This is a genomic window from Mycobacterium sp. NGS27 (genome assembly GCF_059813005.1).
Genome location: NZ_JCALDT010000007.1, coordinates 166,617 through 188,959 on the forward strand (window position 1 = coordinate 166,617; position 22,343 = coordinate 188,959).

General features: G+C 68.3%; 22 protein-coding genes and 1 pseudogene. 15 read left to right on the forward strand and 8 right to left on the reverse strand.

What is annotated here, in order from left to right:
• Positions 1–80: 80 nt before the first annotated feature.
• The 3 genes from AC5Y30_RS19850 (at position 81) to AC5Y30_RS19860 (ending at position 3,137) form a co-directional block, all read left to right on the forward strand.
• A complete protein-coding gene (locus AC5Y30_RS19850) occupies positions 81–725 on the forward strand; it encodes a TetR/AcrR family transcriptional regulator (protein WP_499920452.1) in 645 nt (214 codons plus the stop codon).
• Positions 722–2,545, forward strand: coding sequence for an alpha/beta fold hydrolase (locus AC5Y30_RS19855; protein WP_499920454.1), 1,824 nt, complete (start codon positions 722–724; stop codon positions 2,543–2,545). Before AC5Y30_RS19850 ends, AC5Y30_RS19855 begins: the two co-directional genes overlap by 4 nt.
• 61 nt (positions 2,546–2,606) lie before the next feature.
• Entirely contained in the window at positions 2,607–3,137 is a 531-nt protein-coding gene (locus AC5Y30_RS19860; RefSeq protein WP_499920456.1) for a hypothetical protein, read from the forward strand.
• 10 nt (positions 3,138–3,147) lie between these two features.
• Here AC5Y30_RS19860 and AC5Y30_RS19865 read toward each other — a convergent pair whose 3' ends face one another.
• The 4 genes from AC5Y30_RS19865 to AC5Y30_RS19880 are packed head-to-tail and all read right to left on the reverse strand — an operon-like array spanning position 3,148 to position 7,115.
• Positions 3,148–4,236, reverse strand: a complete 1,089-nt coding sequence (locus tag AC5Y30_RS19865) for an adenosine deaminase (RefSeq protein WP_499920458.1) — start codon at positions 4,234–4,236, stop codon at positions 3,148–3,150.
• A complete protein-coding gene (locus AC5Y30_RS19870) occupies positions 4,233–5,540 on the reverse strand; it encodes a thymidine phosphorylase (protein ID WP_499920752.1) in 1,308 nt (435 codons plus the stop codon). The genes AC5Y30_RS19865 and AC5Y30_RS19870 overlap by 4 nt, the downstream gene beginning before the upstream one ends.
• On the reverse strand, positions 5,537–6,664 hold the full coding sequence (locus tag AC5Y30_RS19875; RefSeq protein WP_499920460.1) for an alpha/beta hydrolase family protein: 1,128 nt from the start codon (positions 6,662–6,664) through the stop codon (positions 5,537–5,539). The genes AC5Y30_RS19870 and AC5Y30_RS19875 overlap by 4 nt, the downstream gene beginning before the upstream one ends.
• Before the next feature lie 49 nt (positions 6,665–6,713).
• Positions 6,714–7,115: a cytidine deaminase gene (locus AC5Y30_RS19880; protein ID WP_499920462.1), complete on the reverse strand. Its 402-nt coding sequence runs from the start codon at positions 7,113–7,115 to the stop codon at positions 6,714–6,716.
• A gap of 252 nt (positions 7,116–7,367) precedes the next feature.
• On the opposite strand from AC5Y30_RS19880, the gene sdhC reads away from it, so the two are divergent.
• The 7 genes and pseudogenes from sdhC (at position 7,368) to AC5Y30_RS19915 (ending at position 13,461) form a co-directional block, all read left to right on the forward strand.
• A complete protein-coding gene (sdhC, locus tag AC5Y30_RS19885; protein WP_499920754.1) occupies positions 7,368–7,706 on the forward strand; it encodes a succinate dehydrogenase, cytochrome b556 subunit in 339 nt (112 codons plus the stop codon).
• On the forward strand, positions 7,703–8,182 hold the full coding sequence (locus AC5Y30_RS19890; RefSeq protein ID WP_499920464.1) for a succinate dehydrogenase hydrophobic membrane anchor subunit: 480 nt from the start codon (positions 7,703–7,705) through the stop codon (positions 8,180–8,182). Before sdhC ends, AC5Y30_RS19890 begins: the two co-directional genes overlap by 4 nt.
• A 3-nt stretch (positions 8,183–8,185) precedes the next feature.
• On the forward strand, positions 8,186–9,940 hold the full coding sequence (gene sdhA, locus AC5Y30_RS19895) for a succinate dehydrogenase flavoprotein subunit (RefSeq protein WP_499920466.1): 1,755 nt from the start codon (positions 8,186–8,188) through the stop codon (positions 9,938–9,940).
• Entirely contained in the window at positions 9,940–10,734 is a 795-nt protein-coding gene (locus AC5Y30_RS19900; protein ID WP_499920468.1) for a succinate dehydrogenase iron-sulfur subunit, read from the forward strand. The genes sdhA and AC5Y30_RS19900 overlap by 1 nt, the downstream gene beginning before the upstream one ends.
• Before the next feature lie 104 nt (positions 10,735–10,838).
• Positions 10,839–11,459 (forward strand): annotated as a pseudogene (locus AC5Y30_RS19905) (carboxymuconolactone decarboxylase family protein); the annotation flags it as partial.
• 8 nt (positions 11,460–11,467) lie between these two features.
• The gene (locus tag AC5Y30_RS19910) at positions 11,468–12,208 is read left to right on the forward strand and encodes a helix-turn-helix transcriptional regulator (RefSeq protein WP_499920470.1); all 741 of its coding nucleotides are present in this window, start codon (positions 11,468–11,470) and stop codon (positions 12,206–12,208) included.
• A 152-nt stretch (positions 12,209–12,360) separates the two neighbouring features.
• Positions 12,361–13,461 carry an alpha/beta hydrolase gene (locus AC5Y30_RS19915; RefSeq protein WP_499920472.1) on the forward strand — a complete coding sequence of 367 codons (1,101 nt, stop codon included), beginning with the start codon at positions 12,361–12,363 and terminating at the stop codon, positions 13,459–13,461.
• Here the strand turns inward: AC5Y30_RS19915 and AC5Y30_RS19920 are convergent.
• On the reverse strand, positions 13,408–14,307 hold the full coding sequence (locus tag AC5Y30_RS19920; protein WP_499920474.1) for a sigma-70 family RNA polymerase sigma factor: 900 nt from the start codon (positions 14,305–14,307) through the stop codon (positions 13,408–13,410). The two genes, AC5Y30_RS19915 and AC5Y30_RS19920, sit on opposite strands and share 54 nt — an antisense overlap.
• A 26-nt stretch (positions 14,308–14,333) precedes the next feature.
• On the opposite strand from AC5Y30_RS19920, the gene AC5Y30_RS19925 reads away from it, so the two are divergent.
• The gene (locus AC5Y30_RS19925) at positions 14,334–15,677 is read left to right on the forward strand and encodes an aspartate aminotransferase family protein (RefSeq protein WP_499920476.1); all 1,344 of its coding nucleotides are present in this window, start codon (positions 14,334–14,336) and stop codon (positions 15,675–15,677) included.
• Between the two features lie 53 nt (positions 15,678–15,730).
• Here AC5Y30_RS19925 and AC5Y30_RS19930 read toward each other — a convergent pair whose 3' ends face one another.
• Positions 15,731–16,024: a hypothetical protein gene (locus tag AC5Y30_RS19930; RefSeq protein WP_499920756.1), complete on the reverse strand. Its 294-nt coding sequence runs from the start codon at positions 16,022–16,024 to the stop codon at positions 15,731–15,733.
• A gap of 256 nt (positions 16,025–16,280) precedes the next feature.
• Between AC5Y30_RS19930 and dacB1 the strand changes: the two genes are divergently transcribed.
• Genes dacB1 through AC5Y30_RS19950 form a run of 4 tightly spaced genes read left to right on the forward strand, consistent with a single transcriptional unit; the run spans position 16,281 to position 20,234 of the window.
• A complete protein-coding gene (gene dacB1 / locus AC5Y30_RS19935; RefSeq protein WP_499920758.1) occupies positions 16,281–17,450 on the forward strand; it encodes a D-alanyl-D-alanine carboxypeptidase DacB1 in 1,170 nt (389 codons plus the stop codon).
• A gap of 2 nt (positions 17,451–17,452) precedes the next feature.
• On the forward strand, positions 17,453–18,805 hold the full coding sequence (locus AC5Y30_RS19940) for a sugar porter family MFS transporter (protein WP_499920477.1): 1,353 nt from the start codon (positions 17,453–17,455) through the stop codon (positions 18,803–18,805).
• The gene (nagA, locus tag AC5Y30_RS19945; protein ID WP_499920479.1) at positions 18,796–19,920 is read left to right on the forward strand and encodes an N-acetylglucosamine-6-phosphate deacetylase; all 1,125 of its coding nucleotides are present in this window, start codon (positions 18,796–18,798) and stop codon (positions 19,918–19,920) included. The genes AC5Y30_RS19940 and nagA overlap by 10 nt, the downstream gene beginning before the upstream one ends.
• Positions 19,920–20,234, forward strand: a complete 315-nt coding sequence (locus AC5Y30_RS19950; RefSeq protein WP_499920481.1) for a DMT family transporter — start codon at positions 19,920–19,922, stop codon at positions 20,232–20,234. The genes nagA and AC5Y30_RS19950 overlap by 1 nt, the downstream gene beginning before the upstream one ends.
• Here AC5Y30_RS19950 and yhjD read toward each other — a convergent pair.
• On the reverse strand, positions 20,231–21,268 hold the full coding sequence (gene yhjD / locus AC5Y30_RS19955) for an inner membrane protein YhjD (protein ID WP_499920483.1): 1,038 nt from the start codon (positions 21,266–21,268) through the stop codon (positions 20,231–20,233). The two genes, AC5Y30_RS19950 and yhjD, sit on opposite strands and share 4 nt — an antisense overlap.
• A gap of 24 nt (positions 21,269–21,292) precedes the next feature.
• On the reverse strand, positions 21,293–22,312 hold the full coding sequence (trpS, locus tag AC5Y30_RS19960) for a tryptophan--tRNA ligase (RefSeq protein WP_499920485.1): 1,020 nt from the start codon (positions 22,310–22,312) through the stop codon (positions 21,293–21,295).
• Between the last annotated feature and the right edge of the window lie 31 nt (positions 22,313–22,343).

Sequence of the window (22,343 nt, forward strand, 5' to 3'; positions counted from 1 at the left end):
CTCATCCATCACGTCATAGTTGCCTGACTGATTGATCAGACAGTACGTTATCGGGTAGCCGGTGACCAAGAGAAGAGTCGATGTTGACCGCAACCGTTCCGACAGCCCCGAACGCTGATTCCGCGGGGACGGCCGGCGACGCCCGGCAGCGGATCCTGCAGACGACGATGCGGTGCTTCGGCGCGTACGGCTATGAGAAGTCGTCGATGAAGCTGATCTCGGCGAAAGCCGGCGTCTCGCAGACCCTGCTGCACTATCACTTCGAGACCAAGGAAAAGCTGTTCCAGGCCGCGATCGACGACATGGCCAAGGCGATGTTCTCCACCGCGTCGGCCCGGCTTGCTGACCGGATGTCGGTGACGGACGGTCTCAACGAGGCGGCCGATCTGGTGTACACCCTGTTCATCGACAACCTCGAAGCGGTCACGTTCATGGTCGAGTTCACCGCGGCGGCCAACCACAACGAGTTCTTGCGGAGCGCGTACGTCGACTATCGCGATACTCAGCGCCGGCGGATCGCTGAACTGCTACGCGCGATCGTCGGTGACGACGCGCCGCCAGGTTTGATCGACGAGACGGTGCATCTCGTGGAAATCGTCTTGCTGGGCATGTCGATGCAGCGCCCGTTCGTTGGCGACACTGCGCGCTTCCGCGGCGATTTCGACGCTTTCGCGCGCATGATCGCCACCCACATCACCGAACGATTGAATTCGAGGCGCCGATGACCGCGAACACCACCACGCAGGCAGTCCCGCCGATGGCAGAGGACGCGGTGACCGGATCCGGTGGACGACGAATCTTCGTGCGCCGCTACGACAACGACAACGCCGACTATGTCTTGGTGCTGGTGCATGGCACCGCCGGGAACAGCGAAGGCTACGACACCTTCGCCGAGCACATGCGCCGCCGTCATCGGGCGGCGGTGTATTCGTTCGACCTCACCGGGCACGGCCGCACCGAAGGCAGGGCGGGCGTGTTCAGTTTCGAGGCCTTCCTCGAAGACACCCGGGCGGTGACCGATTACGCCGCGCGACGCACTTGCCTGCCCGTCATCGTGCACGGCGCGAGCCAGGGGGGCGAAGTCGCATTCCACGCGCTCGACGCGTGCCCCGCCGTGGTGGCCGGTGTGTGCATGAACATCTTGTTGAACCACGAGGCGCCGATGAGCCCGGCGATCCGGCTGTTTCAGTCGCGCCCGGCCCGATTCGCGGCAGCGAAGATAGGCGATCGGCTTCGGATCCCGCTACGGCGGGTCATCGACTTCAAGGCCGCCTACCAAGAAGACCCCGGCTTACTGGCAACGAAGAAGAAGGACCCGCTGTACGTCTGGTCGTATGGGTTGCGAAGCTACCACTCGGTGTTCAACTATGTCCCGCCACGGCCCGCAGCGGCCAACACGAAACCAGTCCTGATCACGTGTGGCGAGCACGATGAAATAGTCGGCGCCGAACACTGCCGGGCGTGTTTCGAGCGGATCGGCGGGACCAAAGACTTCTTCATGATGCCCGGCGGCGGCCATCAGCTGATGTTGTTCGACAGAGACGTCTACGGCCGGGTCATCGACTCGTGGATCCGGGAGCGTGCGCTCGGTAACGCCCAATCATGGCAAGCGCCAATCGAACCCGAGGAGCGAAGGTACTTCGAGTTCCTCGACCACGAACGGGCCAACGACGCAGTCGGTGAGCCCGAGTACCGCTATTCGATGATCGATCGCGCGCTGATGCGACTCAGCAACGGCACGATCGAGCGCGGGGTCCGCTACTTCTCCAACGCCGACGTCAGCGCGCAGTGGCGTTTCACGGCAGACCTGGTCAGCGAAATCGACTACACCGCATGGGATTTCCTGCGCGACTATCTGCCGTCCACAGATAGCGACCACCCGGCGATGGCGGTGGTCGGCTGCGGCGGCGGAGGGGCGATCGCGGGATTGCTGGAACGCTATCCGCAGCTGTGCGAGTGGGACATCGTCGGCGTCGACGTCGACTACAAATCGATCGACGCGGCCCGCAAGCGCTTCGCCGGCCGGCCCGGGGTGAACTTCGTCGTCGGGGACGCGCGAAACGCGGATGTGCTGGCGGCCAATCGGTTCGACCTGATCTACCTGCACGGAGTCTTCGACCATTGCACGGAGCACCGCCGTTTGCTCGACAGCGTGTTCACCGCGCTGAAGCCAGGCGGCCGAATGTTCTATGTCACACCGGATCGCAACGTGTTCACCTGGCTTTACTTCATCACGGTCGGGCCGCTGTTCGTGTTCGGCCTGCACAAGCCCAACCACGACTTTCGGCGATTCCCCCGCCCGGCCGAGTTGAATACCATGCTCCGGCACGCCGGTTTCGAGCTGCTGCCCAGGCGAGACCGGCCGACGGCACCGGCCATGGTCGGCCTTGAGTACAAATCCGGGATGAATCCGTTCCCGGTCAAGAGGTCGGTGCGCACTCGTGCCCTCGGCGACGAGATCTTCAAGCACACCAGCCCCAGGTGGTGGTTGGGCAACGGCTTCCTCGGTGAATATGTGGGAGCGGCGCAAAAACCGAACCGGTGATTTCTGCCGGTGCTTAATATGCTTCTACGCGGCCGGGGCCGCCTGACATGAAGGGGAACCGATGGGTTGGGAACTGGCTCCGAAGATCCGCGACGCGATCACGAGAGCGGCCGTGGCCGCGGCGGTGCTCGGGGTCGTTGCGACGGGTGCCCCAAGTGCAGTGAACGCGATGCCCGCGCGTACGCCCGGTGCGCCCGTTCCGCTGGACGACCCCGATCCCAACCTGCCCACCAACCCATCCGATCCCCGTTGCGTGGCGATGCCCGAGGTGGCGCAATGCCAGGGCGGGCCGTATGCCGCCGGCGGCGCGCCCACCGGCCCGGCGGACCTGAGCTGCATCAGCCAGCCCACTAACCCGGTGTGCGCGGGTGGTCCGTACGCGCCGCCCCCGGCGGATCCGCCGATCGCCCCGCCTCCGCCGGTGGACGCGCCACCGCCGGTAGACCCGCCACCAGTGGCGCCGCCACCCGTCGCACCACCACCGATGGAAGCCCCGCCGATGGCGCCGCCACCCATGGAGCCGCCGGCCATGCCGATCGCGCCCGCAGCGCCGGCCGACACCGGGATGGCCGGGATGCCCGGGCACATCTGACGGCGGGCCGCTAGCCGATCAGCACCGCGTAGCGCGGCTTGATCACCTCGTCGATGATCGCCAGCCGCTCGTCGAACGGGATGAACGCGGACTTCATCGCGTTGATGGTGAAGCGCTCGAGGTCACTCCATCCGTAGCCGAAAGCCTCCACCAGTCGGTGCATTTCGCGGCTCATGAAGGTGTCGCTCATCAGCCGGTTGTCGGTGTTGACGGTCACCCGAAAGCGGGCGCGGGCCAGCAGATCGAACGGATGCTCGGCGATGCTCTTGACGGCACCGGTCTGCACGTTGGAGCTGGGACACAGTTCCAGCGGAATTCGCTTGTCGCGCAGGATCGATGCCTGTTGGCCCAGCCGCACTTCACCGTCATCCGACACCTCGATGTCATCGACGATGCGCACCCCATGGCCCAGCCGGTCGGCACCGCAGAAGGCGATGGCCTCATGGATGGACGGCAGCCCGAACGCCTCACCGGCGTGAATGGTGAAGCGGGCGTTGTGGTCTCGCATGTACTCGAAGGCGTCCAGGTGCCGTGTCGGCGGGTTACCGGCCTCGGCGCCGGCAATGTCGAACCCGACGACTCCCTTGTCCCGGAACCGGATCGCGAGCTCGGCGATCTCGCGGGACACCGCCGCGTGCCGCATCGCCGTGACCAGAAGGCGCACCACGATCGGGCGCCCCGCCGCCGCACACGCCTTCTCGCCGTCGGCGAAGCCGGCCAGCACGGCGTCGACGATCGCATCGAAGGACAGCCCGCGGTCGATGTGCAGCTCGGGCGCGAACCGGATCTCGGCGTACACCACCGAGTCCTCGGCCAGATCCTGCACGCACTCGTAGGCGACCCGATGCAGCGCCTCGGGCGTCTGCATCACGGCCACGGTGTGCGAGAACGGCTCCAGGTAGCGCTCCAGCGAGCCGCTGTGCGAGCGGGTGCGAAACCACCTCGCCAGCTCGTCGACGTCGGTGGCGGGCAGCCCGCCGTAGCCGACCTGCTCGGCGATCTCCAGCACCGTGGACGGGCGCAGGCCGCCGTCGAGGTGGTCGTGCAGCAGGGCCTTGGGGGCCCGCCTGATCTGCTCCAGGTCCAGCGGTGCGGTCATGCGACGATCCGATCGATGATCAGCGGTCGGGACTGGATCTCGGCCGCTTCGCCGGCGATGCTCCAGCGGCCGTCCAGCTCGGCGAGCGCGGCATCGAAGCGCTCGGGGGTATCGGTGTAGAGAGTGAACAACGGCTCGCCGGCGGTGACGGGCTCGCCGGGGCGGCGGTGGATCCGGATGCCCGCGCCCGACTGCACCCGTTCGCCCGGACGGGACCTGCCCGCACCGAGGCGCCATGCCCCCAGCCCCACTGCCATCGCGTCGATATCGCCCATTGTGCCGCCCCGCGGGGCGGTCACGTTCTCGGCATGCCGACCGACGGGCAACGGCATCGTCAGGTCGCCGCCCTGTGCCGCGATGAGCCGGCGGAACCGGTCCATCGCGGTGCCGTCGCGCAGGGCGTCGGCGGGGTCGCGGTCGTCGATCCCGGCCAGCTCGAGCATTTCGGAGGCCAGCCGCAGGGTCAGCTCGACGACATCGGGCGGGCCGCCCCCGGCCAGCACCTCCAGCGCCTCGACGACCTCGAGGGCATTGCCGACGGTCGCGCCCAGCGGGCGGTTCATGTCCGTCAGCAGCGCGCGGGTGGGCACCCCGTGCGCCGCGCCCAGCTCGACCATGGCGTGCGCCAGTTCGCGGCACTGCCGTTCGGAGTCCAGCAACGCCCCGGAACCGACCTTCACGTCGAGCACCAGCGCGCCGGCCCCCTCCGCCAGCTTCTTGCTCATCACCGAGCTGGCGATCAGCGGCAGCGACTCGACGGTGGCGGTGATGTCGCGCAGCGCGTAGAGCTTGGCGTCGGCCGGGGCCAGGTCCCCGGCGGCGAAGATGGCCGCGCCCACCTCGCGCAGCTGGTCGCGCACGCGCTGATTGGACAGCCTTGCGGTGAAGCCGGCGATGGATTCCAGCTTGTCCAGGGTGCCGCCGGTATGGCCGAGCCCGCGGCCCGACGCCTGCGGCACCGCGGCCCCGCAGGCGGCGACGACGGCCACCAGGGGCAGGGTGATCTTGTCCCCCACCCCGCCCGTGGAGTGCTTGTCGACCGTGGCCAGGCCCAGGTCGCCGAAGTCGAGCGTGTCGCCCGACGCCAGCATCGCCGCGGTCCACCGGGCCGTCTCGCCGCGGTCCATGCCGCGCAACAGGATCGCCATCAGCAGGGCCGCCATCTGTTCTTCGGCCACCCGGCCGCCGGTGTAGGCGTCGATGACCCAGTCGATCGCGGCGTCGGACAACCGGCCGCCGTCGCGCTTGGTCCTGATCACCGTGGGCGCGTCGAAGGCGGGCTCAGTCGGGTCGCCAGGGCTCAGGGCGTCATCCCGTTCTCGTTGAGGAACGACGCCAGCGCCCCGACCAGCTGGGTGGAGAACGGTAGGGCCTTCGCGTAATTGGCCGGCGTCCTGCTGGCGTCCTCTTTCAGGACATGGTCCACACCGGTCAGGTGGACGTAGTCGGTCTTGGTGCCCGCGCTGGTCAGGCCGGACACCAGCGAATCGACGTCCCGGCAGGTGATTTGCAGATCGGCGTCGCTGCAGGTAACCAACACCGGCATGGCGCGCGGCAGTTTGGCCGCCAACGCCGCCGGGTCGATCGCGTCTTCCTGCAACAGGGCGTGCGCGTTGGCGGCGTTGATCACCGACCTCAACGCCGGCGGTTCGTCCGGCGGAACCTGCCCGGTCGCGCGGAACTCCTGGATGGCGTGATCGATCGCCGCCGTGCTTTGGGCGGCCTGCGCGGCGGTGAGCCGCCCGGACCTGACGGCCGCGTCGGCCTGGGCGCGGGCCTGCGCCGACACGTGGTCGAGGATGCGGCGGCTGGCGGGCTCCACCAGCCCCAGGGCCCGCACCGCGGGGGCGGTCCCGGGCGCGGCGGCGGCCAGCATCATCGCGTAGAGAGCGCCCTCGCTATGGCCGAGCACCATCAGGCGGTTCCGGTCGATGCCGGACTGGCCCGCGAGGAAGTTCAGCGCGCCGGTCGCCTCGTCTTGGAATACGCCGATATCGACCTTTGCCGGGTCGGCCGAGTAGGGTCCGAGGCCGGTCTGGCCGGTGCCGAGCTTGTCGTAGCGCAAGCTGGCGACGCCGTCGTCGGAGAGCGCCTTCGCCAGGCTCCGCAGCGTGTCGAGCCGACCCGGCATGACGGCCGAGTCACCGTTGCGATCCGTCGGCCCGCTGCCGGCGATCAGCAGCGCCCCCGGCACGGCCCCGCCGCGCCCGGCCGGATGACGGAAGGTGCCGTACACCGTCATGTCGGCCACCGCGAATGAGACGGCGTCCTCCACCCAGGACGCCGCCGCCGACGACGCGGTCGGCGACGGCGACTTTGCTTTGGTTGACTGCGACGCGCATCCCGCGGCGCCCACAGCAGCCGCGATCAGCACCGCAACAAAAAGGCGGGGCAGCGGTCCCGTCGGCGCTGCGCTCCCCCGTTGCACACGCATGACGGTAAGCGGGCCGACAACGCTCAGCAAGCGGCGGCGTGCATCAGCCGCGGCCCGCGGCCAGGTCGTCGGGGCCGAACGCGTCCGGCAGCAGGTCGCCGAGCCGGCGCGGCCCGCCCGGGTGGTCGATCAGCAGTTCGGGGCCGCCGTGTTCGGCCAGCACCTGACGGCACCGGCCGCAGGGCATCAGCACCGAGCCCCGCCCGTCCACGCACGCCAGCGCCAGCAGCCGGCCGCCGCCGGTGGCATGCAGGGCGCATACCACCGCACATTCGGCACAGAGACCAAGGCCATATGAGACGTTCTCCACATTGCAGCCGGTGACCACCCGGCCGTCATCGACCAGCGCGGCCGCCCCGACCCGGAACCGCGAGTACGGCGCATACGCACCCGCAGAGACATCGATTGCCTTGTCCCGCAACATCTTCCAGTCGATCTCAGGCATAACGAACCCCGCTCACCCGTCGCCGATTCCGACAGTCACCCTAGTCGCAAAACTGCATTTCGCTTGACGGACATTGGCGCAAGCGGCACCGTGTCCGAGCTAAGCTCAAGTGCCCGGCGTGACTGGCGTTGAAGTCGGAAGAAGGCGGTGAGGACTGGGGTGACTACGCAACCGACAACCGCGGATCCGGCGGCACCGGTATCGGCCCGCAAGCGCAGGCCGCCACGGACGCTGTACCGGGGCGACCCCGGCATGTGGTCGTGGGTGCTGCACCGGATCAGCGGCGCGACGATCTTCTTTTTCCTGTTCGTCCACGTGTTGGACGCCGCGATGCTGCGGGTGAGCCCGCAGACCTACAACGCGGTGATCCACGACTACCAGATGCCCATCGTCGGCCTGATGGAATACGGCCTGATCGCCGCGGTGCTCTTTCACGGCCTGAACGGGATCCGGGTGATCCTGATCGACTTCTGGTCCGAAGGCCCGCGCCACCAACGCCTGATGTTCTGGATCGTCGGCATCGTGTTCCTGCTGCTGATGGTCCCGGCCGGCGTGGTGACGGTCATCCACATGATGGAGCACTTCCGATGAGCGAGCTTCAGCAGCTGGGCTCCCAATCCCACCGGGGCGGCCTCGCCCCGGTCAAACAGCGCCTCTACGACCGCCCCGCCAGCCTGGACAACCCCCGCTCGCCGCGGCGGCGGGCCGGCATCCCCAACTTCGAGAAGTTCGCCTGGCTGTTCATGCGGTTCTCCGGGATCGCGTTGTTCGTGCTGGCGATCGGCCACCTGTTCATCATGCTGATGTGGGACAACGGCGTTTACCGGATCGACTTCAACTACGTGGCGCAGCGGTGGGCGTCGCCGTTCTGGCAGTTCTGGGACCTGGCGCTGCTGTGGCTGGCGCAACTGCACGGCGGCAACGGCCTGCGCACCATCATCGACGACTACAGCCGCAAGGACAGCACCCGCTTCTGGCTCAACAGCCTGCTGCTGTTGTCGATGGGGTTCACGTTGGTGCTGGGCACCTACGTGCTGCTGACATTCGACCCGAATATCGGAGGCTGATCGATGATCCAGCAACACCGGTACGACGTGGTGATCGTCGGCGCGGGGGGTGCCGGCATGCGCGCCGCGGTGGAATCCGGCCCGCGGGTGCGCACCGCGGTGCTGACCAAGCTCTACCCCACCCGCAGCCACACCGGGGCGGCGCAGGGCGGCATGTGCGCGGCGCTGGCCAACGTCGAAGAGGACAACTGGGAATGGCACACCTTCGACACCGTCAAGGGCGGCGACTACCTGGCCGACCAGGACGCGGTGGAGATCATGTGCAAGGAAGCCATCGACGCGGTGCTCGACCTGGAGAAGATGGGGATGCCGTTCAACCGCACCCCCGAGGGCCGCATCGACCAGCGCCGCTTCGGCGGGCACACCCGCGACCACGGCAAGGCCCCGGTGCGCCGGGCCTGTTACGCCGCCGACCGCACCGGTCACATGATCCTGCAGACCCTGTACCAGAACTGCGTGCGGCACGACGTGCAGTTCTTCAACGAGTTCTATGCGCTGGATTTGGTTTTGACGCAGACCCCGAGCGGGCCGGTGGCCACCGGGGTGGTCGCCTACGAGCTGGCCACCGGCGACATCCACGTCTTCCACGCCAAGGCGGTGGTGCTCGCCACCGGCGGTTCGGGCCGGATGTACAAGACCACCTCGAACGCGCACACGCTGACCGGTGACGGCATCGGCATCGTCTTCCGCAAGGGACTTCCCTTGGAGGACATGGAGTTTCACCAATTCCATCCGACCGGCCTGGCGGGCCTGGGCATCCTGATCTCCGAGGCGGTGCGCGGTGAGGGCGGCCGGCTGCTCAACGGCGAGGGCGAGCGCTTCATGGAGCGTTACGCACCGACGATCGTCGACCTGGCGCCGCGCGACATCGTCGCGCGCTCCATGGTTTTGGAGGTTTTGGAGGGACGCGGGGCCGGCCCGCACAAAGACTACGTCTACATCGACGTCCGCCACCTCGGCGAGGACGTGCTGGAGGCCAAGCTGCCCGACATCACCGAGTTCGCGCGCACCTACCTCGGTGTGGACCCGGTGCACGAGTTGGTCCCCGTCTACCCGACCTGCCACTACGTGATGGGCGGCATCCCCACCACCGTCACCGGACAGGTGTTGCGGGACAACACTTCCACGGTGCCGGGGCTGTATGCGGCCGGCGAGTGCGCGTGCGTGTCGGTGCACGGGGCCAACCGGCTGGGCACCAATTCGCTGCTGGACATCAACGTGTTCGGCCGGCGGGCCGGGATCGCCGCGGCCAATTACGCGCGGGGCCATGACTTCGTGGACATGCCGCCGGAGCCGGCGGCGATGGTCGTCGGCTGGGTCGGCGACATCCTCTCCGAACACGGCAACGAGCGCGTCGCCGACATTCGCATCGCGCTGCAGCAGTCGATGGACAACAACGCCGCGGTGTTCCGCACCGAGGAGACACTCAAGCAGGCGCTCACCGACATCCACGCGCTGAAGGAGCGGTACGCCCGAATCAGCGTGCACGACAAGGGGAAACGATTCAACAGCGACCTGCTGGAGGCCATCGAGCTGGGCTTCCTGCTGGAGCTCGCCGAGGTGACCGTGGTCGGCGCCTTGAACCGCAAGGAGTCTCGTGGCGGCCACGCCCGCGAGGACTATCCCAACCGCGACGACGTCAACTTCATGCGCCACACCATGGCCTACAAGCAGGGCAGCGACCTGCTCAGCGACATCGCGCTGGACTTCAAGCCCGTGGTGCAGACGCGCTACGAACCCAAGGAACGGAAGTACTGATGAGTGTCGAAACAGGGGACGAAACCACTCTGGAGCCACCCCTGCCGCCCGTTCCGGAGGGGGCGGTGATGGTCACCGTCAAGATCGCCCGGTTCAACCCCGACCAGCCCGACGCCTTCGCGGAAACCGGTGGCTGGCAAAGCTTTCGGGTGCCATGCCTGCCCAGCGACCGGATGCTCAACCTGCTGATCTACATCAAGAGCTACCTGGACGGGACGCTGACCTTCCGGCGTTCGTGCGCGCACGGGGTGTGCGGCTCGGACGCCATGCGCATCAACGGCGTCAACCGCCTGGCCTGCAAGGTGCTGATGCGCGACCTGCTGCCCAAGAGGCCGGGCAAAACACTGACCATCACGGTCGAGCCGATCCGTGGGCTGCCGGTGGAGAAGGACCTGGTGGTCGACATGGAGCCGTTCTTCGACGCCTATCGGGCGGTGAAGCCGTACCTGGTCACGACCGGCAACCCGCCGACCCGCGAACGCATTCAGAGCCCGACCGACCGGGCCCGCTACGACGACACCACCAAGTGCATCCTGTGCGCGGCGTGCACCACCAGTTGCCCGATCTTCTGGCACGAGGGCAGTTACTACGGCCCGGCCGCGATCGTCAACGCGCACCGGTTCATCTTCGACAGCCGCGACGAGGCCGCCGCCGAGCGCCTGGACATTCTCAACGAGGTCGACGGCGTGTGGCGGTGCCGCACCACCTTCAACTGCACCGAGGCATGTCCGCGTGGCATCGAGATCACCAAGGCGATCCAAGAGGTCAAGCGCGCGATCATGTTCTCCCGCTAGGCGGGTTTTTCGCGCCGAGTGTCACGCCAGCGTGGCATTCGATGCCGAGCGTCACGCCAGTGTGACGCACCGGCGCCGCCAGCCCGTCACACATCGCGGCCCTGTCCCGTCTGACGGGTATGACACAGAAAACCCGCATCGAGCCCCTGCCGCCCAAGCGCACCGGATTGCTGACCCGGGCCATGTACCGGATCGCCAAGCGGCGCTACGGCCAAGTTCCCGAGCCGTTCGCCGTGGCCGCGCATCATCGCAAGCTGATGATCGCCAGCGCCGTGCACGAGACGATGGTCGATCGGGCGTCGAAAACGCTGCCGACCAGCGTGCGCGAGCTCGCGGTGTTGTGGACCGCGCGCCAGATCGGCTGCTCGTGGTGCGTCGACTTCGGATCGATGCTGCAGCGCCTGGACGGCCTGGACATCGCGCGCCTCAAGGAGATCGACAACTACGCCACCTCAACGGCATTCACCGACGACGAGCGCGCGGCCATCGCCTATGCCGCCGCGATGACCACCGATCCGCACACCGTCACCGACGGCCAGGTCGACGATCTGCGCGCCCGCTTCGGCGACGCCGGTGTGTTCGAGCTGACCTACCAGATCGGGTTGGAGAACATGCGGGCGCGGGTGAATTCCGCGCTGGGCATCACCGAGCAGGGCTTCAATTCCGGTGACGCCTGCCGCGTTCCGTGGGCTAGCCAGCCAGGCGAGACCGCGGCGCGGCGCTAAGGTGGCTTATGCGCGTCTGGGAGCTGGAAGCGGGCCGGCTGATGGTCGCCGGTGCGTTCTCCGACCTCGCGCCGCATCACCACCCAGCGGTACAGATCACCGTCGGCGGGCATGGCCCGCTGTCGGTGACCGGCGAGGGCGATGCGCACGACACGTGCCGGCTTCTCGTGATCGCCAGCGGAGCACGTCATACCGTGCGGTCCGATTCCGATTCCGGGGCGCTGACGCTGTACCTCGGGCTGCAGACGCCGCAGGGCAGCGCGCTGAACACGTTGGCGCGCAACCATCCTCGCGGCATCTGGATCGTCAACGGCGGAACGCAACTGGCCGAGGCGACGGCCGCAGAGCTGGCCGAAACGGGGCCCGAGACGGCGGCCGGTTTCCTCCTCGACAGTCTCTGCGGGACGCACGATGGGCGACGATCGGTTCACCCGCAGCTTCGGCAGGCGATCGAAGTCGTCGCGGGCCGCGTGCCCGAGCGCATCGATGTGGCCTCAGTCGCCGGGGCTGTCGCGCTGTCCCCCGACTACCTCGGGCGGCTGTGCAAACAGCAGACCGGCGTCTCGTTCTCGGCCGCCATCCGCTGGGAGCGGCTGGTGGCCGCCATCAGCTACCTGCTCGATGGTCGCTCCATCACCGACGCTGCTCACCTGGCCGGGTTCGCCGACGGGTCGCATGCCAACCGGGTGTGCTGGGAGATGACCGGGGCCACCCCAAGCGAACTCGCCGAAGCGGTCAACAAACCCTGATCTGACGGATCCATACAAGCGCTCGCCCGCGGATTACCGCAGGGTGGATGCATGCCTGCGATGTCACGGTCCGAACGGGCCTTCTGCTGCGGCGCCGTGTGGCGCTCGTCTTGCGCAACCATCGCGGGCGAGCTTCGGGAAGGAGAAATCTGATGTCATCGTTGAGCATTCGCGCCAAAGCGGCGGTGGTTCGCACCCTGTTCGCCGCGCCCGCCCCCGTCCGCCGGATGCTGGCGGGTCCGCCGCTACGCATCGACGGCCAGGAGATGGCGCTCGACGCGCAGCTGGTCATCTGGCTCAAGAACCTCTCCGGCTCCGACGTTTTCGACGGTCCGGTGGAGCAGGCCCGGGCACGATACGACGAGTTGCCCAGCCTGATCGGCTACCGGTCACCGGTGGCCATCGCCACGCGGGAGATCACCATTCCCGTCGCGACAACAGCCATTCCGGCCACCCTGTACAGCCCCGAGCACGTGCCCGCACCGTCGGGCCTGCTGGTGTATTTCCACGGTGGCGGCTTCTCGGTCGGGTCCCGGTTCAGCCACGACCCCGTCGTCCGCTACCTGGCCGGCCACGCCGGCGTGCGGGTGCTGTCGGTCGAATACCGGCGCGCCCCCGAGCACCAATTCCCCACTGCCGCAGACGATGCGCTCGCCGCGTTCGATTACGCCCACGCGCACGCCGCCGAGCTGGGTGCGGATCCTCACTGCATCGGCGTCGGGGGCGACAGCGCCGGCGGCAACCTCGCCGCCGTTACCGCGCAGCGGGCGGCGCGGCGAGGCGGCGGGGTTCCGGTGTTCCAAATGCTGATGTATCCCGTGACCGACCTCAGCACACGCCGGCCGTCACGCGATTTGTTCGCCGAAGGGTCGACGTTCACCGACCGCAACATCGATTGGGTGATGGCCAACTACATTCCCGCGCAAACCGATCCGGCAGATCCGCGGCTGTCACCGCAGCACGGCGATGTCACCGGCGTACCGCCCGCTTATGTCGCCACCGCGGGGTTCGATCCGATCCGCGACGACGGCGAAGCGTACGCGGACAAACTGCGCGCCGCCGGAGTCCCGGTGGCGCTGACCCGCCAGGCCGACCTGCCGCACGGATACCTCAACTTTGTGGGCATCGGAGGGCGGTTCGCCGAGGCCGCGAGCGAGGCGGCCGGCGCGCTGCGGCTCGGGCTCGCCGCGAAGGCCGGGTCAGCCTCGCAGCGGGGAGCCGGTGAATTTGTCGGGGTTGGCGACATCCCATAGGGCGCAGACCTTTCCGTCGCGCACCGTCGCCGCCATGATCCGCGGCATCATCTCGCGATACCCGTCACTGGCGGGGCAGCCCGCCGTGTAACCGCCCAGCTCGCCGTTGACGAGCCCCAGCTGATACGAGGTGAACATGGCCGGGCCGTAGCGCTGGGCCAGGCCGAAGAAGAATCGGGCCACCTTGTCCGCGCCGTGAATGACGTTGATTGCGGTGGGCGCCTTGCCGTTCGCGTCGCCGGTCAGGATGACGTCGGGATGCAGCAGCGCCACCACGGCCTCCAGATCGCCGGATGCCATGGCCGCCAGCAACTTCCCCACCACCTCGGCGTGCGCCGGGTCGGGCTTGGGCGGAGCGTCGGCCGCGACCGCCTTGCGCGCCCGTGACGCCAGCTGCCGGGCGGCGGCCTCGTTGGTTCCCAGCACCTGCGCCACCTCCGCGAAGGGCACGGCGAACCCGTCGTGCAACACGAAGGCGACCCGTTGATCCGGTGACAGCCGCTCCAGCACCACCATCGCCGCGAACCGGGCGTCCTCGCCGGCCACCACCGCGGACAGCGGATCGGCCGCGTCAAACCCGGTGACCACCGGCTCGGGCAGCCAGTTGCCGGTGTAGGTCTCGCGACGATGCGCGGCCGAACGCAACCTGTCCAGGCCCAGCCTGCTCACCACCGTGGTCAGCCAGGCCCGCAGGTCGGTGATCGCGCCATCCTGCCGGTGCCAGCGCAGCCAGGCGTCCTGGACGATGTCCTCGGCGTCGGCCACCGTGCCGGTGAGGCGGTAGGCGACCGACATGAGATGGGGACGTAGCGACTCGAACTCGCTGACCTGCTGCGCAGAGGTCATGCCGCGAGGTTACGCTCAGCGTCGAGATGACCGACAACCTATGGCTGCACTTCGCGAGGCACGGCCCGGACATCACCGCGCCGATCATCACCCGCGGCGACGGTGTCACCCTGTTCGACGACCGCGGCAAGAGGTACCTCGACGGCCTGTCCGGACTGTTCACCGTCCAGGTAGGCCACGGGCGCACCGAACTCGCCGAGGTCGCCGCCCGCCAGGCGGGCACGCTGGCGTTCTTCCCGCTGTGGGGGTACGCGACGCCCCCCGCGATCGAGCTCGCCGAACGCCTCGCCGGCTACGCGCCGGGCGATCTGAACCGGGTCTTCTTCACCACCGGCGGCACCGAGGCCGTCGAGACCGCGTGGAAACTGGCCAAGCAGTATTTCAAGCTCACCGGCAAACCCGGTAAGCACAAGGTCATTTCGCGCGCGATCGCCTACCACGGAACCACCCAGGGCGCTCTGGCGATCACCGGGCTGCCGAAATACAAGGCACCGTTCGAGCCGGTGACGCCCGGCGGCTTCCGGGTGCCCAACACCAATTTCTACCGCGCGCCCGAGCAGTTCGGAACCGACCCGAAGGCCTTCGGGCGGTGGGCCGCCGACCGGATCGCCGAGGCCATCGAGTTCGAGGGCCCCGACACCGTCGCCGCGGTGTTCCTGGAGCCGGTGCAGAACGCCGGTGGCAGCATCCCGCCTCCCCCAGGCTATTTCGAGCGGGTGCGTCAGATCTGCGACGAATACGACGTGCTGCTGGTCTCCGACGAGGTGATCTGCGCGTTCGGCCGGGTCGGGTCGATGTTCGCCTGCTGCAGTGAGATCGGAGACTTCGGCTATGTGCCGGACATGATCACCTGCGCCAAGGGCATGACGTCGGGCTACTCACCCATCGGCGCCATGATCGCCAGCGAGCGGTTGTTCGAACCGTTCAACGACGGCGCCACCATGTTCCCGCACGGGTATACCTTTGGCGGCCATCCGGTTTCGGCGGCCGTGGGGCTGGCGAACCTCGACATCTTCGAGCGTGAGGGCCTCAATGACCACGTTCGAACCCACGCGCCCGCTTTCCGCGCCACCCTGGACAAGCTCTACGACCTGCCCATCGTCGGGGACGTGCGCGGCGAGGGCTTCTTCTACGGCATCGAACTGGTCAAGGACAAGGCGACCAAGCAGACCTTCACCGACGACGAACGCCGCACGCTGCTCGGCCGGGTGTCCTCGGCGCTTTTCGAGGCCGGTTTGTACTGCCGCACCGACGACCGCGGCGATTCCGTCATCCAGCTGGCGCCGCCGCTGATCAGCGGCCAGGCCGAATTCGACACCATCGAAGCCATCCTGCGCGATGTGCTGACGAGAACCCAGGCGCGCATCTAGGGTCCAGGCCATGGCCCCCAAGCCCCGTATCACCCGGTGCGCGGCAGCCGCCGCTAGCCGGCGGGCACCTGCCGGACCGCGTCGGCGGCCAGCACCACCTCCCGCGCGCGCGTGGCGGTCGGGTTGTTCCCGAACCGCGCCACGGCGTTGCACAGCCAGGCCAGCGCCGACCGCAGCTCAGGGTCGGTGGCGGCGTCGCGGTGCAGCTTCAGCTCCGCCAACACCTGGTCGAACCCGGAACGCCTTACCTGCGTCGCCCTCTCGACCTGCTTGAGCAGATCGCTCAACGCTCGGGGGCCGACACCGGCCGAGGCGCCGCCACCCCTGCGCCGCCAGGCGGACCACAACCGATCGCGTGAAATGGCGAAACCCCCGAGGTTCGATGCGGTGGGTGGCTTTCGGGCCGAGCGCAAGCCCAGCGTATCGCGGCTGCGCCGGCACCGCTCAGCAACTTCCGTCTCACCAGTCACAGCGCGGCTCCCCGGATTCGGTCCGCGGATCGCTTACTGTGCACAGACGATGAGCCTGTTACGTTCCGCTTCATGCCTGGCAGCGGCGCTTTTCCTGATGGCCGCCCCGGTCACGCTGGCAGCACCGGCGAACATGCCGCTCGCGAAGGCCGAGCCCGGCGCCGAACCCAATGCCGCGCCCCCGGACTGCCCGTACAAGGTGAACACCCCCAAGGCCGTGGACTCGTCGGAGGCCCCCACGGCCGGTGACCCGCCGATCCCGCTGGCGGTGCCGGCGAAGCCGGTCGGCGGCGACGCACTGGGCAGCTGCGGCATCGTCGCCGCGCCGAATACGCCGGCGCTGCCGAACGACGTCTCCGCCGAGGCCTGGCTGGTGGCCGACCTGGACAGCGGCGCGGTCATTGCGGCCAAGGACCCGCACGGGCGGCACCGCCCGGCCAGCATCATCAAGGTGCTGGTCGCGATGGCCGCCATCAACGCCCTCAACCTGAACAAGTCGGTCCCCGGAACCGCCGACGACGCCGCCGCCGAGGGCACCAAGGTCGGCGTCACCGACGGCGGCGTCTTCACCGTCAACCAACTGCTGCACGGGCTGCTGATGCACTCCGGCAACGACGCCGCCCACGCGCTGTCCATGCAGCTGGGCGGCATGCAGCAGGCGCTGGAGAAGATCAACGTGCTGGCCGCCAAGCTGGGCGGCTCCGACACCCGGGCGGCATCGCCGTCGGGCCTGGACGCGCCCGGCATGAGCACCTCGGCCTATGACATCGGGCTGTTCTACCGCTACGCCTGGCAGAACCCGACGTTTGCCGACATCGTCGCGACGCGCACGTTCGACTTCCCCGGCCACGGCGACCACCCGGGCTACGAGCTGGAGAACGACAACCAGCTGCTCTACAAGTATCCCGGCGCCCTGGGCGGCAAGACCGGTTACACCGACGACGCGGGCCAGACGTTCGTGGGCGCGGCCAATCACGACGGGCGACGCTTGATGGCCGTGCTGCTGCACGGGACGCGGGTGCCGATCGCGCCGTGGGAACAGGCCGCGCACCTGCTGGACTACGGCTTCTCCACCCCGCAGGGCACGCAGGTCGGGTCGTTGATCGCGCCCGACCCGTCGCTGGCCCCGGCCAAGCACGACACCGCCGCAGACCCGCTCGCCAACAACGCCGCGGCCGACGGGATCATCGGATCCGCGGACGCCATGCCGATCCGGGTGGGGGTGGCGGTGATCGGCACCATGGTGGTGTTCGCGCTGATCATGATGGCCCGCTCGATGAACCGCCGACCACTTCATCGCTGAGCGTGCCCACCGGATCGCGACTGCTCGCCGGGCTGACCGCCGCCAGCGTGGGCATCATCTTCGGCTACGACCTGTCCATCATCGCCGGGGCGCAGTTGTTCATCACCGAGGACTTCGGGCTGTCCACCCGCCAGCAGGAGCTGCTGACGACGATGGTGGTGATCGGCCAGATCGCCGGGGCGCTGGGCGCCGGCGTGCTGGCCAACGTGATCGGGCGCAAACGGTCGGTGGTGCTGATCCTGTTCGCCTACGCCGCTTTCGCGCTGCTGGCCGCGTTCTCCGTCTCGCTGCCGATGTTGCTGTCGGCGCGGTTGCTGCTGGGGCTGACCCTCGGCGTGGCGGTGGTCGTGGTCCCGGTCTACGTGGCGGAATCCGCCCCGACGGCGGTGCGCGGTTCACTGCTGACGGCCTATCAGCTGGCGATAGTCAGCGGCCTGATCGTCGGCTATCTGACCGGCTATCTGCTCGCCGGCACCCACAGCTGGCGGTGGATGCTGGGGCTGGCCTGCGTGCCCGCATTGTTGTTGCTGCCGTTGGTGATTCGGATGCCCGACACCGCGCGATGGTACGTGCTGAAAGGCCGGACGGACGACGCCCGGCGGGCGCTGCTGCGGATCGAACCCGCCGAGCGTGTCGAGGCCGAACTCGACGAGATCGGCCGAGCGCTGAGCGAGGCCTCGCGCGGGAGCGGGATCTCCGAGCTGCTGCGGCCCCCGTACCTGCGGGCCACCGCCTTCGTGGTGGTCCTCGGCTTCTTGATCCAGATCACCGGCATCAACGCGATCATCTACTACAGCCCCAGAATCTTTCAGGCCATGGGTTTCACCGGCAATCTCGCGCTGCTGGGCCTGCCCGCGCTGCTTCAGGTCGCCGGGTTGGCGGCCGTCGGCACTGCGCTGGTGCTGGTGGATCGAGTGGGCCGGCGGCCAATCCTGTTGTGCGGCACCGCCATGATGATCGTCGCCGACGTCGTGTTGATGGCGGTGTTCGGGCGGGGTTTCGGCGGCACGATCGTCGGATTCGCCGGAATCCTGCTGTTCATCTTCGGCTACACCATGGGGTTCGGCTCCCTGGGCTGGGTGTACGCCAGCGAAAGCTTCCCGTCCCGGCTACGCTCGATCGGGTCCAGCACCATGTTGACCTCCAACCTGGTGGCCAACGCCATCGTCGCCGCCGTCTTTCTGAGCCTGCTCCATTCACTGGGCGGCGCAGGCACTTTCGCGCTGTTCGGGGCGCTCGCCGCGGTCGCGTTCCTCTTCGTGTACCGGTACGCGCCGGAAACCAAGGGCCGCCAGCTCGAAGACATCCGCCACTTCTGGGAAAACGGCGGCCGCTGGGAGAACCCGTGCCCGTGATCGCCGCGGGCACCATGGTGCTCGACGGACAGGTCTGCCGCCCCGGCTGGCTGCAGACGTCCGGCGGACGGATCGCGGCCTGCTCGCCCGGGCCGCCGCCCCAACCGGCCGACGTCGACCTCCCCGATTGCACGGTGGTGCCGGGCTTTGTCGACATGCACGTGCACGGCGGCGGGGGGGCCTCCTACACCGACGGCGACGGTATCGCCGACGCCGCCGCCTTTCACCTGCGGCATGGCACCACCACCACGCTGGCCAGCCTGGTGACCGCCTCGCCGGCCGAACTGCTGGGCGCGGTGCGCGCGCTCGCCGGGGCCGCCAAACGCGGCATCGTCGCGGGCGTCCACCTGGAGGGGCCGTGGCTGAGCCGCGCACATTGCGGAGCCCACGACCCCACCCAGATGCGTGACCCGGACGCGGGAGAGATCGCTGCGGTGCTGGCCGCGGGCGACGGCACCATCCGGATGGTGACGCTGGCACCCGAGCTGCGCGGCGCCGACGCGGCCATCCGGCGTTTCGTGGACGCGGGAGTCGTTGTGGCGGTGGGCCATACCGCCGCTTCCTACGAGCAGACCACTAATGCGATCGCGCTGGGCGCCTCGGTCGGCACGCATCTGTTCAACGCGATGCCGCCGCTGCACCATCGCGAGCCGGGCCCGGCCCTGGCCCTGCTGCGGGACCCGCGAGTGACCGTCGAGGTGATCGCCGACGGCGTGCACCTGCACCCCGACGTGGTGACGGCGGTGATCGCTTCGGCGGGCGCGGACCGCGTCGCCATGATCACCGACGCGATCGCCGCGGCCGGACGCACCGACGGTGCGTTTCGGCTCGGCGCGGTGCCGATCGATGTCGTCGCCGGGGTCGCACGGGTGCACGGGGCGACGACGATCGCGGGCAGCACCGCCACGATGGATCAGGTCTTCCGCACGGTGCATGCCGGCGCCGGCCTGGCCGCCGCGGTGCAGACGACCGCCGCGACGCCGGCGCGAGCGCTCGGCCTGCACCGGGTGGGCGTCCTCACCCCCGGCTACGACGCCAATCTCGTTGTGCTGGACGATCATTTAGGCATCTCGGACGTCATGGTGCGCGGCGCCTGGCGCCGTGGAGGTGCTTGATGGCCTGGCTCGTGTTGATTGCGTCGGGAGTCCTCGAGGCGGTGTGGGCGACCGCGCTGAACAAATCCGACGGCTTCTCCCGACTCGGGCCGTCGCTGGTATTCCTTGTCGCCGTGGCGCTTTCGATGACCGGATTGGCGCTCGCCATGCGCACCCTGCCGGTCGGAACCAGCTATGCGGTCTGGGTCGGCGTGGGGGCGGTGCTCACCGTCGGCTACGCGACGCTGATCGGCGACGAACCGGCGTCGTTGATCAAGCTGGTGCTGATCGGCGGGATCGTGGCCTGCGTCGCGGGCCTGAAGCTGGTCGGCTAGCGATCGCGGCGGCTCAAGCGGGCGATCCGGGAAAGCGCCAGCGCCCCAACGGCTCCCACCGCCATCGCGGTCAGCGTTTGGCGGGTTCCCCGGCCCTCATCCAGCTGCACGCGCGGCGCGATGATCGCCGGGGCCGGAGGGGCGACGGGTTGGCCGCGCGGATCGTTCGAGGCCGTCGCCGCCCACGCGGTGCAGAACAGGACGAGATACGCGGTGATGTAGGCGAACACCATCAACCCGAGCACCGGGCCGAAGGCCGCGCCCGCCGGGCTGCGCAGCACCGTCCGCAGATAGATGGAGGCGACCTGTTTGAACACCTCGAAGCCGATCGCAGCGATCAGCCCGGCCCGCATCGAATCGACGAAGCTGACCTTTTCGCGGGGCAGGCGGGCGATCATCCAGGTGAACAGCAGCCACGACACCAGCGTCGCGATCAGAATCGAGAACAGCCAGAAAAGCCAGTCGAACACGACGAACTGCGGTATGCCAAGCCATTTCAGGAGCGCGGCCATGGGTGCGGCGTGTCCGACGGTGGTCAGGCCGACGGTGGCCACGATGATCGCGAACGTCCCCATCATCGCCAGCAGATCGGAAAGCTTGTTGCGCACGAAGCCCGGCGACTCGATGTGTTCGTCCCACCACATCTCCGTCACCGCCTGGCGCAGGTGCGATATCCAGCCCAATCCGGCCCACACGGCGGTGGCCAACCCGATCACACCGACCGACGTCCGGGCGTCGATGGCCGAGTTCATCAACTCCTGCAGCTGATTACCGAGCGCCCCGGTGACCTGGGAGCGGATGTGGTCGTCGATGGTGCTCAGCAGCTGCGGCCGTCGGGCCAGCACGAACCCGAAGACCGCGAAACCGACCATGAGCAAAGGAAACAACGCGAAAATTGTGTAATAGGTGAGCCCGGCCGCAAAGAACCCGCCGTTGCGCTCATCGAACCGCTGGTAGGCGCGAATCACGTGATCGAGCCAGCCGTACCGGGCCCGCAACCGGTCGAAAACGCCCGCCTTGGCCGGCTCGCTCATCGCACGACTCCAATGAGAGCGGTACTAGCTCCGTTGTGGAAGAAACCCAAGGCGATCGTAAACCCGCTGAACCGTTTTCCCGGCCACATCGTTGGCCTTTTCCGCTCCGGCCGCGAGCACGGCCTCCAATTCGGCGAGATCGGCGGTCAGTTCGTCGACTCGGGCCTTGATCGGGGCGACGAACTCGACGACCGCCTCGGCGGTGTCCTTCTTCAAATCGCCGTAACCCCTTCCGGCATAGCCTTCCACGAGCGTGTCGATCCCGGCGCCGGTGACCGCGGACTGGATGCTGAGCAGGTTGGAGACTCCCGGCTTGGCCGCGGTGTCGAAGCGAATCTCGCGTTCGCTGTCGGTGACCGCCGAGCGAATCTTCTTGGCCGACACCGCCGGTTCGTCGAGCAGGTTGATCAGCCCGGCGTCGGTGGCCGCCGACTTGCTCATCTTCGATGTCGGGTCTTGCAAGTCGTAGATCTTCGCGGTCGCCTTGGGAATGAACATGTCCGGCACCACGAACGTCTCCGGGAAGCGGCTGTTGAACCGCTCGGCGATGTCGCGCGCCAGCTCGAGATGTTGTCGCTGGTCCTCACCCACCGGTACCAGATCGGTGTCGTAGGCCAGCACGTCGGCCGCCTGTAGCACCGGGTAGGTGAACAACCCCACGGTGGTGGAGTCGGCGCCCTGGCGCAGCGACTTGTCCTTGAACTGCGTCATCCGCGACGCCTGTCCGAAGCCGGTGAAGCAGCCCAGCACCCAGGCCAGCTGGGTGTGGGCGGGCACGTGGCTCTGCACGAACACGGTGCTGCGGGCCGGGTCGATGCCCAGCGCCAGATACTGCGCGGCCGTGATCAAGGTGCGCCGACGCAGCGCCTCGGGATCCTGGGGGACGGTGATGGCATGCAGGTCGACCACGCAGAAGAAAGCGTCATGGTCGTCCTGCAGCGCGACCCACTGTGTGATGGCGCCCAGCGCGTTACCCAGGTGAAGCGAATCGGAGGTGGGCTGCACGCCGGAGAAAATCCGGCTCGATCCGGTAGCGGTGCTCATGATGCACCGATCTTTTCATGACGTGCGGGCG